11 protein-coding genes and 1 other RNA gene are annotated in these 13208 nt (G+C 61.7%); 4 read left to right on the forward strand and 8 right to left on the reverse strand.

Annotated features, from left to right (window positions below; genetic code table 11):
* Window positions 1–12 precede the first annotated feature (12 nt).
* Window positions 13–2061: a DNA polymerase III subunit gamma/tau gene (dnaX, locus tag FX984_RS11460; RefSeq protein WP_146476742.1), complete on the reverse strand. Its 2049-nt coding sequence runs from the start codon at window positions 2059–2061 to the stop codon at window positions 13–15.
* Between the two features lie 133 nt (window positions 2062–2194).
* On the opposite strand from dnaX, the gene FX984_RS11465 reads away from it, so the two are divergent.
* Both FX984_RS11465 and FX984_RS11470 read left to right on the forward strand, forming a co-directional pair.
* Window positions 2195–2956 (forward strand): substrate-binding periplasmic protein, encoded by a 762-nt coding sequence (locus tag FX984_RS11465; protein WP_027603717.1) that lies wholly within the window; start codon window positions 2195–2197, stop codon window positions 2954–2956.
* Between the two features lie 54 nt (window positions 2957–3010).
* On the forward strand, window positions 3011–3382 hold the full coding sequence (locus tag FX984_RS11470; protein WP_027603716.1) for a VOC family protein: 372 nt from the start codon (window positions 3011–3013) through the stop codon (window positions 3380–3382).
* Here FX984_RS11470 and FX984_RS11475 read toward each other — a convergent pair.
* Window positions 3296–4255 (reverse strand): DMT family transporter, encoded by a 960-nt coding sequence (locus tag FX984_RS11475; RefSeq protein WP_146476743.1) that lies wholly within the window; start codon window positions 4253–4255, stop codon window positions 3296–3298. The two genes, FX984_RS11470 and FX984_RS11475, sit on opposite strands and share 87 nt — an antisense overlap.
* Before the next feature lie 102 nt (window positions 4256–4357).
* Here FX984_RS11475 and FX984_RS11480 point away from each other — a divergent pair, with 102 nt between their 5' ends.
* Together FX984_RS11480 and FX984_RS11485 are read left to right on the forward strand one after the other, a co-directional pair.
* Window positions 4358–5221: a LysR family transcriptional regulator gene (locus FX984_RS11480; RefSeq protein WP_027603714.1), complete on the forward strand. Its 864-nt coding sequence runs from the start codon at window positions 4358–4360 to the stop codon at window positions 5219–5221.
* 61 nt (window positions 5222–5282) lie between these two features.
* Window positions 5283–6185 (forward strand): DUF2167 domain-containing protein, encoded by a 903-nt coding sequence (locus FX984_RS11485; protein WP_027603713.1) that lies wholly within the window; start codon window positions 5283–5285, stop codon window positions 6183–6185.
* 56 nt (window positions 6186–6241) lie between these two features.
* On the opposite strand, the gene FX984_RS11490 is transcribed toward FX984_RS11485, so the two are convergent.
* The 6 genes from FX984_RS11490 to zipA form a co-directional block, all read right to left on the reverse strand.
* Window positions 6242–6829 (reverse strand): hypothetical protein, encoded by a 588-nt coding sequence (locus tag FX984_RS11490; RefSeq protein WP_027603712.1) that lies wholly within the window; start codon window positions 6827–6829, stop codon window positions 6242–6244.
* A gap of 1 nt (window position 6830) precedes the next feature.
* Window positions 6831–7877: an N-acetylmuramidase family protein gene (locus FX984_RS11495; RefSeq protein WP_027603711.1), complete on the reverse strand. Its 1047-nt coding sequence runs from the start codon at window positions 7875–7877 to the stop codon at window positions 6831–6833.
* Between the two features lie 243 nt (window positions 7878–8120).
* An RNA gene (gene ffs / locus FX984_RS11500) (signal recognition particle sRNA small type) lies at window positions 8121–8217 on the reverse strand.
* A gap of 146 nt (window positions 8218–8363) precedes the next feature.
* A complete protein-coding gene (locus tag FX984_RS11505; protein ID WP_146476744.1) occupies window positions 8364–9530 on the reverse strand; it encodes a zinc-binding metallopeptidase family protein in 1167 nt (388 codons plus the stop codon).
* Between the two features lie 133 nt (window positions 9531–9663).
* The gene (ligA, locus tag FX984_RS11510) at window positions 9664–12030 is read right to left on the reverse strand and encodes an NAD-dependent DNA ligase LigA (protein WP_027603709.1); all 2367 of its coding nucleotides are present in this window, start codon (window positions 12028–12030) and stop codon (window positions 9664–9666) included.
* A gap of 86 nt (window positions 12031–12116) precedes the next feature.
* On the reverse strand, window positions 12117–12980 hold the full coding sequence (zipA, locus tag FX984_RS11515) for a cell division protein ZipA (RefSeq protein ID WP_027603708.1): 864 nt from the start codon (window positions 12978–12980) through the stop codon (window positions 12117–12119).
* Between the last annotated feature and the right edge of the window lie 228 nt (window positions 12981–13208).

The raw sequence follows: 13208 nt of genomic DNA on the forward strand, positions 1-13208 counted from the left end.
AATAGCCCGGTGTCAGGACGCCTGGGGCACCGGGGCTTCGACAGGTTCAATTGTATCTTGGCGAACGACCGCACCGAACTGCTGCATCATTTGCTGGATGAGCGGATCGCCGTGGATCGAGTCCTCAGCCTCGCGCTGGCGGTTGATACGCCGGCGGGTCGCGGCCTGGGCAGGGGTTTCCTGCTCGGGCTTGATCAACTCGATGGCGATGGTCAGCGTGCGCCCATGGTACTGGTTCAGGGCGTCATTGAGGCGCCGCTGCTGGGTCGCGTTGAACAGGGCGCTGTGGGCGGGGTCCAGGTGCAACAGCCAGTGGTCGCCATCGATGGCGATCAGGGTGCAGTTGGCGGCGATGCTGCCGGTCATGCCGGAAATCGGCAGTTTCGGGAACAGCTCCAGCCATTGCAGGGCCAGGCCGGTGGCCGGTGCCGCAGCAGGCTCCGCCTCGGGTTCCGGGGCCGGCTCGGCGGTGTGCTCGCTGGCCAGGTCGTCCAGGTAGCTGTAGGCCGAATCCATGTCCGGCTCGATGTAATCTTCGTCCAGCGGCGGTTCGTCGTCGAGGTCGATGCCCGGGGTTGCGGCTTCGACCTGGGCCACGGTCGGCTCGGGCACCGGGGCCGACACCCACTCGGGGGCGGCCGGTACCACGCTGTCCGGCGTCGGCGCAGGCATCGGCGTCAGCTCAGGCTGCTCGCCAGCGGTTTCCAGTACCGGCTCGACATAGGGCTGCTGTTCGACCTCGGCCTCAGCGTCTACCGGGTCATTCCAGGGCAGGTCGACCACAGGCTCGGGCTCTACAACCAGTTCCGGCTCCACCACCGCTGCCACCACCACCGGTGCCGGCTCAGGCGCCGGTGCAACAGGGGCAGCAACCACTGGCGCGACCACCGCCGCGCCAGCCACTGGTTTGGCGGAATCAACTGTGGCCTGGCTGATCCCCACTGGCTTTAGCGGCTGTCTCGGTGCGTCGGCCGAATCCGCCGGCCGGAAGGCCAGCATCCGCAGCAGGACCATCTCGAAGCCTCCGCGCGGATCGGGCGCCAAAGGCAGGTCGCGACGACCGATCAGGCCCATCTGGTAGTAGAACTGCACGTCTTCGGCCGGCAACGCCTGGGCCAGGGCCAACACGCGGTCGCGGTCGCCATGGCCGTTGTCGACACCTTCCGGCAATGCCTGGGCGATGGCAACGCGGTGCAGCACATTGAGGATTTCCGAGAGCACGCCGTTCCAGTCCGGGCCTTGCTCCGAGAGGTGGCGCACGGCTTCGAGCAACGCCTTGGCATCGCCCTCGATCAGCGCGTGCAGCACGTCGAACACCTGGCCGTGGTCCAGGGTGCCGAGCATGGCGCGCACATCGGCGGCCATGACCTTGCCTTCACCAAAGGCAATGGCCTGGTCGGTGAGGCTCATGGCATCGCGCATCGAGCCATCGGCGGCGCGGCCCAGCAGCCACAGTGCGTCGTCTTCGAACGGTACGTTCTCGACACCCAGCACGTGGGTCAAATGCTCCACCACGCGCTCGGGGGTCATGTTCTTCAGGGAGAACTGCAGGCACCGCGACAGGATCGTTGCAGGCAGTTTCTGCGGGTCGGTGGTGGCCAGGATGAATTTGACGTAGGGCGGCGGCTCTTCCAGGGTTTTCAACAAGGCGTTGAAGGAATGGCTGGAAAGCATGTGCACTTCGTCGATCAGGTAGACCTTGAAGCGGCCACGGCTGGGCGCGTACTGCACATTGTCGAGCAGCTCGCGGGTGTCTTCGACCTTGGTGCGGCTCGCGGCGTCGATCTCGATCAGGTCGACGAAACGCCCTTCGTCGATCTCGCGGCACACCGAGCAGGTGCCGCAGGGCGTCGAAGTGATACCGGTTTCACAGTTCAGGCATTTGGCGATGATGCGCGCAATGGTGGTCTTGCCCACTCCACGGGTACCGGTGAACAGATAGGCGTGGTGCAGCCGCTGGCTGTCCAAGGCATTGATCAGAGCCTTGAGCACATGGGTCTGGCCGACCATTTCGCGGAACGAGCGCGGACGCCATTTACGTGCAAGAACCTGATAACTCATCGAAAACCGTCGCAACTGGGAAGCGGAAGCGGGTAATGCTAGCGGAGCAAGGGGGAAATTGCATCCGGCACGCTCGCCTAATCTGACTAAGCTCTGCTGACTGGCCCCGAAAAGGCCTGAACCCGGAGAGTGTATGCGCGTAGTCCTGGGCGCTTTATGGATGATGACCACGGCTTGCCTGGCGGCGCCTGCACCGCTGCGTTTCTCGGTTTCCGACAGTTGGGCGATGCCCATGGTGCAGGTGGAGAACGGCCGGCCTACACAGGGGATTTTGTATGATTTGATGTTGAGCCTGGCCACCCAGGTTGGCCAGCCGGCGGAATTCCACGTGCTGGCCCGCGCCCGTATCGCCACAGCCATGGGTCACGGGGATATTGATGTGCGCTGTTATGTCACCCAGGCGTGGGTCGACAACCTGTCCGGCGACTACATCTGGAGCTTGCCTTTAATGGTGCAGCGCAATGTGCTGGTCAGTGTGCGCAACCAGCCGGTGCAGGTGCTCAAGCTGACACCCCAGCCGATCGGCACGGTGCTCAACTATCGCTATGGCGCCCTCGACCCACTGTTTGCCAACGGCCAACTCACCCGCGACGACGCCCGCAGCGAAGAACAGGTGCTGCACAAGCTGGTGGCGGGGCGATTCAACTACGCAGTGAGCAATGAATGGATCGTCGACCGTTTCAACCAGAAAATGCCAATCAGCCAGCGCTTGCACAAAGTTGCGCTGATTGAGGAGCAAAACCTCGGCTGCATCGTGCGCAACGATCCCGACGTGCCGGCCCAAAAGATCCTGCGCACTTTGCTGCGGATGAAAATGTCCGGCGAAATCGACGACATCATCAAGCTATACACTGGTGAAGACCCGGTCCCCCTGCACGCTCCTGACAAAAACTGACAGGCACTCCTTATAGACTCGGCGCCACACCACGCCCGTTCTCAAGGAGCCCACATGAACACCCTCGCCCATTACTTCCTGCTGTACGTCGACAGCCCGGCCACCAGTGCCCATTTCTATAGCCGCCTGCTGGGCAAGCCGCCGGTCGAATTGAACCCGACCTTTGCCCTGTTCATTCTGGACAACGGGGTAAAGCTCGGGCTGTGGTCGCGTCATACCGTCGAGCCGGCAGCCCGGTTCACAGGCGGTGGCGGTGAAGTGGGCTTCTCGCTGCCCGACATGGCCGCCGTGGACGCGTTGCACGACCAATGGGCAGAACGGGGCGCCATCATTGTCCAGTCACCGACGCCCATGGACTTCGGCTACACCTTCGTCGCCCAGGACCTCGACGGCCACCGCTTGCGCGCGTTTAGCCTGAACGACTGACCACCAGCGCCCCTCCAGGCTGATGGCCGCCACGCTGGCCAGCACGATCACAGCGCCCAGCATCACCTGCACGGCAATGTGCTCGCCCAGCAACGTCGCGGCCATCACCATCGCCACCGGCGGGATCAGGTACATCGCCACCGACGCGCGGCTGACCTCCACATGCTTCAACACATACCCCCAGGCCAGATACGCCAAGGCGCTGGGGAAAATCCCGAGCACCAGCACCGCCACGTTCTCTGCCAACGGCGCCTGCACCACTGCAGCCGGCAGGCCCGGCAGGTTCACACACAGCATCAGGGTGCCCGCCCACACCATGTAGCACGCCATGGTCAGCGGACTGTAGCGGTGGGCATAGTGTTTCTGCAGGGCGAAGTACACGCTCCACGACACCGCCGCCAGCAGGATCAACAAGCCACGCGGGTCGATCTCACCCAGCCCCTGATCCCCCCAGATCACCACCAGCACGCCGAGCAGCCCCAGCAAGACGCAGCCCCAGCGCCAGGCACTGACCCGTTCCTTCAGACAGAAAAACGCGATCAGCACACTGAACAACGGCGCCGACTGCGCCAGGACGCTGGACGCCGCTGCCGTTACCCATTGCTGCCCATAGTTGAGGCTGGTGTGATGCAGGAACACGCCGAAGAACCCCAGCACCAGCAACCACGGAACATCCCGCAGGCGCGGCCGGCCGATGCCCATCACCAGTGCCACACCACCCATGAACAGCGAGGCAATCAAAAACCTTAGCAATGCCAATTGGCCGGGACTGTAGCTGTGCAGCCCGACGTGCACGCCAATCGGCGAATAGGCCCAACACAGGATGACGCTGGCGATGACTAGCGTAAGCTTTACAGGTGAAGGGGTATTCATCGATGGCGTCCAGAAACCGGGAAGGAGTGCCGTCAGTCTTGGCCCGGGCAAGGCGCAGGACAATTAACCGTTTCTGACTTCTGCAATCACTGGAACTGAGCAATGGAACTGGCCCAACTGAAAATGGTGCGAGCGGTGGCACAAACCGGCAGCGTGGCCCAGGCGGCCGTGCTGCTGCATTGCGTGCCGTCCAACATCACCACGCGCATCAAGCAGCTGGAAGGCGAGCTGGGCACACCGCTATTCATCCGCGCCGGACGTGGACTGGCCATCAGTGCCGCCGGTGAGATCTTCCTGGATTACTGCGAGCGCATCCTGGCGCTGGTGGATGAGTCCAAACGCGCCGTGGACGCCAATGCGATTCCCCGTGGCACCTTGCGTATCGGCGCGGTGGAGTCCAGCGCCAGCGGGCGCTTGCCGCCCCTGCTGGCGGAGTATCATCGGCGCTACCCCGATGTCAGCCTGGAACTGGTGACCGGCGCCTGGGGCCCGTTGCTCGACGACCTGCAACACCACCGCCTGGACGTGGCGCTGGTGGCCGCCGGCAACAAACGCACCAAGCTCGAACACAGCGTGGTCTACAGCGAACGCCTGGTGCTGATCGCCAGCGCGTCCAGCGCCCCCATCAGTGGCGCCGAGGACCTCGCCGGCCGCACCCTGCTGGTATGGCCACCCGGCTGCCCGTATCGCGCAGCCCTGGAAAACTGGGTCAAGCCCCATGACTTCAAGCCGACCATCGCCAGTTATGCAAGCTGGGGCACGATTATCGGCTGCGTCAGCGCGGGGATTGGCGTGGCGTTGGCGCCGGAGGGGATCCTGGCCCGCTATGAGCAGGCCAACCAGCTGGCGTCTTATCGATTTGAAGAGTTGGCGGCGGTGGATAACCTGCTGTTCTGGCACAAGGACACCCAGCGGCATCTGGCCAGGGACGCATTTGCCGAGCTGTTGCGGGAGACTTTTGACTAACTCGCAACATGTTGTTTCGGTTATCCTCCAGCGAAATTAATTCAAAATGTAAGGGACTACCATGAATTACTTCCGCCTGTTGTTGGCGGCGGCCGCTCTGAGCCTGCCTGCCGCGCCTGCCGTTGCTGCTGCCTCGCCTGCCCCCATTGAAACCAGTGCCCCCGCCGAAACAGCCGAGCACTTTCTGGCGTCACTCAACCAAAAGACCGGCACGGTCACCCTGCCCAGCGGCATCGCCACCCTCAAGCTCACCGACGAGTTCTACTACCTCGACCCCGCCGATACCGAGCGCTTGCTCACCGATGGCTGGGGCAACCCGCCGGGCTTCAAGACCCTGGGCATGATCGTGCCCAAAGCCGTCAGCCCATTGTCGGAACGCGGTTGGGGCGTGATCGTCAGCTACAAGGCAGATGGGCACATCTCCGACGAAGATGCGGCAAAAATCGACTACGCCGACCTGCTCAAGCAAATGCAGGAAGAAGACGAAGCAGAGAACAAGGAACGCCAGAAACAAGGCTACGCCGGCCTGCACCTGCTGGGCTGGGCCGAGCCACCGCGCTACGACGACACCACCCACAAGATGTATTGGGCCCGCGAACTGAAGGCTGACGACGCCGACCAGAACACCCTCAACTACAGCATCCGCGTGTTGGGCCGTGAAGGCGTACTGGAACTCAACGCTGTGGCCGCCATGGCCGACCTGGCCACCATCCAACAGGAATTGCCTAAGGTGCTGGCCTTTACCAACTTCACCGACGGCAACCTCTATACCGACTTCAACCCGAAAACCGACAAGCTTGCCACTTACGGCCTCGCCGCGCTGGTTGCCGGTGGGATCGCCGCCAAGGCCGGGCTATTTGCCAAGATCGGTATCTTCCTGCTGGCTGCGAAGAAGTTCCTGGTGATCGGCGTAGTGGCGCTGCTCGCAGTGATTCGCAAGCTGTTCAACCGCAGCAAGGCCTGAACCCCAGGCACAAAAACGCCGCAGCGTGCCCGGCACACTGCGGCGATTGGGATGACTCAGTTGGGCGCGACCAGTCGACTGTATTGATCCTGGCTGATCCAGCCACTGAACGAGCGGTCGTCGTCATTGATGAACTCGACCTGGGCCCAACCGTCCTTGAAGGCCAGCACACCGACCACATCGCGCTTGACGATATACGGACGCTTGGCGGCCTTGGCGCCTGGGGTTTTCAGCAGGTAAGCCTTGTCGGCGGATACCGTCACCAGGCCGATCCATTGTTTGCTGGCGGTCTGGGTCAGGTCCAGGCCGGTGGCAATCTCCGGCATCAGTACGTTCAGGCAGCCGGGGTGCTGGCGGCCCTCTTCCACCGTCAGGGTCACGCCATCGGTCGAAGGCGCCAGGCTGCCGGGATGAGCCTCGTCAAGCCACGTGGTGAGCGCCTCAGGCTTGCCTTGCAGGTAAAACGCGCAACGGCGGGTGACGCCCTCGCCCATGGCTTCCGAATAGAACCCTTCGACCTGATGCTCCGGCGTCACTGCCAGCATCAGCCCTTCGTACTTGCCCGAATGCAACGCGGCCGAACCGGCCAAGGCAGGGCCCACGGCGCACAACGACAACACACCTATCGCTAGAAAACGGATCATCCTATTTTTTCCCTTCAAGTTTTTCGTAGGCTTTTTGCATAAGGACGTCGTAGTTGCCGTAGTCCTCGCCGTTATAGTTACGTGCCATGCCGGTAAAATCCTTGGCTTTCATGGCCTTCATCAATGCCGGGCTCTTGCTGCAAAAACCGAGGAAGGCTTTTAGTTGGTTACCGGCATTCACCTTTAGTGCTGCCGAAAACTCAAACACCGTCTTGTAGCCGCACGAGGCAAAGTTAAAGCCCATGATCTGGAACATGCCCCACGACGCCGACATGAGGGCCGCTTCCTGGTCCAGGCCAAAAGCGGTGGCCATGGTTTCCCAAGCCTTGGCCTGGTCCTTGTTATTGGCCTGCCACTGCGGCCCGGCCTTTTTCTTGTAGGGGTAGGACAGCAGCGGGTGCGCCTGGTCGTAGATGTGCTTGGTGTACTTGCGAAACAAGTGCCCTTCAAACGCGATCACCGGCAACTTGGCCGGCCCGAACCCGGAACGCCCACCTGATTCCACGGTGGCGAAGGCCTTGATGATATTCACCGAAATACCGCTGCCCAATTGCGTGGCAGCATTCTGGAAATCCGTTTCACTGAGGGTCATGCCCCCGTCGCACGTGGCCTGGAGCATCAATTGCCGGTTACGCCGCTCGGCCTCGATCATCGCGCGCATGCGGTCCAGGTACACATTGACCGTGGCCTGCACCGCATCGCCCTGGTTGTTGCCGAATGCATTGAGAAAACTCGGGATGCGCATCGTCGGAAAGGCCTTCACCGGCACCTTCACCGCTTCTTCGATCAGGCTGTTGAACGTACGACCGGTGGGGTCGACCACACCATCGGGATGGGCATACTTGAGGTGGCGAAACTGGTATTGGCTGATGCACTGCACCAACTGGCCATCGCACTTGCCGTTTTCGGCCAGCGGGAAACCCATCTTGGGAATGATCAGATTGAATAAATACTGGATGCACTGCACATCGGCGGGCAAGTTGCGGGCTTTACCCGGCGCACCTACCGAAGCACTGATAAGACGGGGTAACCCTTGCAGGCTTTTCATCAAAGACATCCTTGTTAGTTAAAGAAGTGATAGCACTTCAATATCAAGTCGGCGCCCTCGTCATACTCTGTAACAAGTGGCCGGCGGAAACTAACAAGGCAGTTTGGGGTTGTCCAGAGGGGTGTTGGAAAGTTGTGAAACAACCATCATCGACCGCGCAATAAAACATCGGCAGTTGACTGAAAACAGGTCATTTGGATTTGAATCGAAGGGGGACTGCAAGGAAGAGCGCTATGGAGGCAACCCCACCAGCCACACCCCGGCACACAATGTTCCCGCTGTGGCTGCTGCCTTCCGGCTCTGACCAGGTTCACGGGTAATCGTTGCGGGGGGACCGATGGGGTCACCATAACGACGCTGGCCTCTCGGCAAGCGGGGCCATTGTACCGATCTCATCGGAAGTTACAACCGTTGGCGACGGATTAAAAATATGAAGGGGTTCAAGCACTTGCCATGGCCGTCAGCATCCCCTCCCACAGGGGTTCATCATTGTGCCTGCAACACCTCGTCCGCCCGGCCACCCTCTTCCTGGATCACCAGGTGGATGAAGTGCAGCTTGGCGATCACCGCCGGTGGCAGCACGAATGGGTAGAAGTCCGGCTGGCCCATGGCGCGGGACAGTTCATTGAGCATGCCCGCCAGTTCGATCCAGGCGTTGACGAAGGACAGGAATGCCACGCCGCCGGGATGTTCGGGGTCGTAGAGAGTGGTGAGTGGGAATGGCTGGTAATCCAGGTCCATCTCACGGGCGCTCATGCCAAAGCCCAGGGCGGTGTCGACGGCGTCCATCATGTGCAGGTAGTGGGCCCAGGTTTCGGCCCAGTCTTCCCAGGGGTGCATGGTGGCGTAGGCACTGACGCAGGTTTGCTGCCAGTCGGGGCGCGGGCCGTTCTGGTAGTGCTGATCGAGGGCGTCGGCGTAACTGGCGCGTTCGTCGCCGAACAGGTTGCGAAAAGGCTCCAGCCAGTGGCTGTTGGCGATCAGGCGATCCCAGTAATAGTGACCGACCTCATGGCGAAAGTGGCCCAGCAAGGTGCGATAGGGTTCGCGCATCTGCACGCGGATTTTTTCGCGGTGGGCGTCGTCGGCTTCCTTGATGTCGAGGGTGATCAGGCCGTTGGCATGCCCGGTCATGGGCGCGTTGCCTTCCAGGTCGATGCCGACGAAGTCGAACGCCAGGCCGCTGTCCTCGTCGACGCTCTTGGGCACCACTTGCAGGCCCAGGCTGATCAACTGCGCCACCAGCCGACGCTTGGCGGTCTCCACCTTGCGCCAGCGCTCAGGGTTCTCCGGGATCGACAGGTCGGGGATGGTGCGGTTGAGGCTGCACGCCACGCACAGCGGTGCGGTGCTGTGGGCGGGAATCAGCCAGTTGCAGGCCGCCGCGGTGTCAAGGTTGGCGCAGCGGCGGAAGGCGCCGGCATCGAGGTTGTCGTCCTGTAGCCAAGTGCCATCCACCGGCCCCGGCTGCAGGGAGGACAAGCGGCTTTGCTGCGGCTGATAACCCAGCAGGGCCTGACAGGCCAGGCATTGGCTGTTGCGAAAGAACAGCGCTTGCCCGCACCGGCACTGCCACACCTTGCTGTTACGCGAGGTTTCGGCCATGAACGGTGCGGCGATGCGCGAACTGAGTTGCTCGAAGTAGCGGAACATGGCGATCTCTCCCTGGGTGACTGAGACTAGATCATCTGGGACTCAGGATCGTTCCACTTTCTTCAAGGGCGGCTTCGCAGCCTGGCGCGGGCGGTGCGACGATTCGACAAGCCCGCTCACCACCGGCGCTGCGTCAGACCGAAATGTTGTGTTTGGCAAGGAACGCGACAAAGGCCTCTTCGTCCAGCACCTTCAACCCCAGTTCGCTGGCCTTGGCCAACTTGGAGCCGGCACCCGGCCCGGCCACGACGCAATGGGTCTTTGCCGACACGGAACCGGCCACCTTGGCGCCGAGGCTTTCGAGCTTGTCCTTGGCCACGTCGCGACTCATCAGCTCCAGGGAGCCGGTGAGCACCCAGGTATGCCCTGCTTCGGGCAGGCCTTCGACCACCTTCTTCTCGCTCTGCCAGTGCATGCCGAAGTCCTTGAGCTGCTGCTCGATGGCCAGGGCATGGCTGGCGTTGTCCGGGTTATCGAAAAACTCGCGCACGGCCTTGGCCTGCTTCTCCGGCAGCGCCTGGCGCATGTCGAGCCAGTCCGCCTTGATCACACCTTCCAGGCTGCCGAACTTGTCCGCAAGTTTCTGCGCGGCGCCGGGGCCGACGGAGGGTACGTGCAGCTTGTCGAGGAAGCCGCCCAAGGTGGTACTGGCGGCGAACTCGGCGCTCAGCTCGCCCTGATCCTGCAATTGCAGGCCGCATTCATCAGGCGACAGCAACGCGCCGATCACGTCCTGGTTGTGGCTGTCTTCGAAGAAGCTGTGGATCTCATGGGCCACTTCCAGGCCCACATCCGGCAGGTACGTCAACACTTCCGGCAAGGCCTTCTGCACGCGCTCAAGGGACGCCAGGGAGCGCGCCAACACCTTGGCCGTCTCTTCGCCCACATCGGGAATGCCCAGGGCGTAGATAAAGCGCGCCAGGGTCGGGGTCTTGCTGTTTTCGATGGCGGTGATCAGCTTCTTGCTGGAAATATCGGCAAAGCCTTCCAGGTCGATGATCTGCTCGTATTTAAGCTTGTAGAGGTCGGCCGGCGAACCGATGAGTTTTTCATCCACCAGTTGCTCGATGGTTTTGTCACCGAGCCCGTCGATGTCCATGGCCCGGCGCGAGACGAAATGGATAATCGCCTGCTTGAGCTGGGCACCACAGGCCAGGCGCCCGACGCAGCGGTACACCGCGCCTTCGCTGACGGTTTCCTTGCCCTTGCTGCGCTTGACCAGCTGGGTGCGCTCCACATGGGAGCCGCACACCGGGCAGCTTTCGGGGATCTGCACCGCGCGGGCGTGTTCCGGGCGGCGCTCGGTGACCACGGAGACGACCTGCGGGATCACATCCCCGGCACGGCGGATAATCACGGTATCGCCGATCATCAAGCCCAGACGCGCGACTTCATCCATGTTGTGCAGGGTGGCGTTGGACACGGTGACGCCCGCGACCTTGACCGGTTTCAAGCGCGCCACTGGGGTTACGGCGCCGGTGCGGCCGACCTGGAACTCAACGTCGAGCAACTCGGTGAGTTCTTCCATGGCCGGGAACTTGTGCGCGATGGCCCAGCGCGGCTCGCGGGCGCGAAAGCCCAGTTCACGTTGGGAGGCGATGCTGTTGACCTTGAACACCACGCCGTCGATTTCATAGGGCAGGCTGTTACGTCGCTCGCCGATATCGCGGTAATAGTCCAAGCACTCCTGGATGCCCTTGGCCAGTTTCAGCTCATGGCTGATGGGCATGCCCCACTTCTGCAGTTGCTTCAAGTTACCGATATGGGTGTCGCTGATATCCCCGGTTACCTGGCCGATGCCGTAGCAGCAGAACTCCAGCGGGCGACTGGCGGTGATCTTCGAATCCAGCTGACGCAAGCTGCCCGCCGCCGCATTACGCGGGTTGGCGAAGGTTTTGCCGCCGACTTCCAGTTGCGAGGCGTTGAGCCGCTCGAAACCGGCCTTGGACATGAACACTTCGCCGCGCACTTCCAGGGTCGCCGGCCAGCCGCTGCCGTGCAGTTTCAACGGGATATTGCGCACGGTGCGCACGTTGACGCTGATGTCCTCGCCGGTGGTGCCGTCGCCACGGGTGGCGCCGCGTACCAATTCGCCATCCTGGTAAAGCAGGCTGACCGCCAGGCCATCCAGCTTCGGCTCACAGCTGTATTCCACCGCCGCGCCACCGCCGAACAGATCACCCACGGGCAGGTCGAGCCCCTCGGTGACCCGGCGATCAAATTCCAGCATGGTGGTTTCATCAAACGCATTGCCCAGGCTGAGCATGGGGATCTCGTGACGCACCTGGGTAAAGGCTGACAACGCCGCACTGCCGACCCGCTGCGTCGGCGAATCCCGCGTCACCAGCTCCGGATGCTCGGCCTCCAGGGCCTTGAGCTCGTGGAACAGGCGGTCGTACTCGGCGTCCGGAATGCTCGGTTCATCAAGCACGTGGTAACGGTAGTTGTGCTGATCCAGTTCAGCGCGCAGTTCGAGGATGCGGGTGTGGGCGGCGGTCATGGGTGTTCTCTCATAAAGCAAAAGAGCAGCCGAAGCTGCTCAAATGTTGGTGCGCTTATTCTAATGACAACGCTGGAAACCAATCCTCAGCGTTTCTGTGTCAGGGCGCGACGCTCGAACTCGACGATGCGCTGACGGTAGTGTTCGATGGTCTGGGCGGTCAGGACGCTGCGTTGGTCGTCCTTGAGCTCGCCGTTGAGTTCCTGGGACAGCTTGCGGGCAGCGGCCACCATTACGTCGAAGGCTTGTTTCGGGTGACGCGGGCCCGGCAGGCCGAGGAAGAAGCTCACCGCAGGGGTGCTGAACAGGTCGATGTCGTCCAGGTCGAAAGTGCCTGGCTTGACCGCGTTGGCCATGGAGAACAGCACTTCGCCGTTGCCGGCCATGCTTTCGTGGCGGTGGAAAATATCCATCTCGCCAAAGCGCAGGCCGCTTTCGAGGATGTTCTGCAACAGAGCCGGGCCCTTGAAGCCGGCGGCGTCGCGGCAGATCACGCTGATCACCAGCACTTCTTCGGCGGCAGGCTGATCGTTGACGGATTGACGCGGCGCATTCTTGCCGGCGTTTTCATCCGGGAAATCGTCATCACGGCTGCTGAAGCTCGGGCCTTCATCGACATCGAGGTTCAGGTCACCCTGATGGGGTTCGGCAACAGCTGCACTGGCGCGCTTGCCACGCTTGGAAGAGGGCTCGCGGGCTTCACGCACCGGTGCACTCATCGACGGCAGGTCATGCTCGTCCAGTTGCGGTTCCTTATGGGTATCCAGCACACGGGGCGGCCCCAGCAGCTCGGCGCTGCCGTCGTCGTCGGGCAAGTTGGACAGGTTGCGGTCCAGGCGGAATTTGAGCTTGCCCTTGCCACCGCGCATGCGGCGCCAGCCATCAAAAAGAATACCGGCAATGACAATAATGCCGATGACGATCAGCCACTCGCGCAGACCGATTTCCATGTAATCCCGTGCCTCTAATAAAAAATGCTGAAAAATAAGGGGTTTAGCACCGTGCAAACCGCTTTAAAACGTGGCGCCAACTCTATGTTCTGACTGACGTTTTGCCCACGCACACGAAAAATTGACATTAAACTAGCACGACCAAAGATAACTTTACACCGTCTGTCAAAATGCCTTGAACAAATATGTCCATTTGCCACTTTCACCAGGCCGGTAAATCACCTGACA

The organism is Pseudomonas marginalis (assembly GCF_008692035.1).
GTDB classification, from domain to species: Bacteria; Pseudomonadota; Gammaproteobacteria; order Pseudomonadales; family Pseudomonadaceae; genus Aquipseudomonas; species Aquipseudomonas marginalis.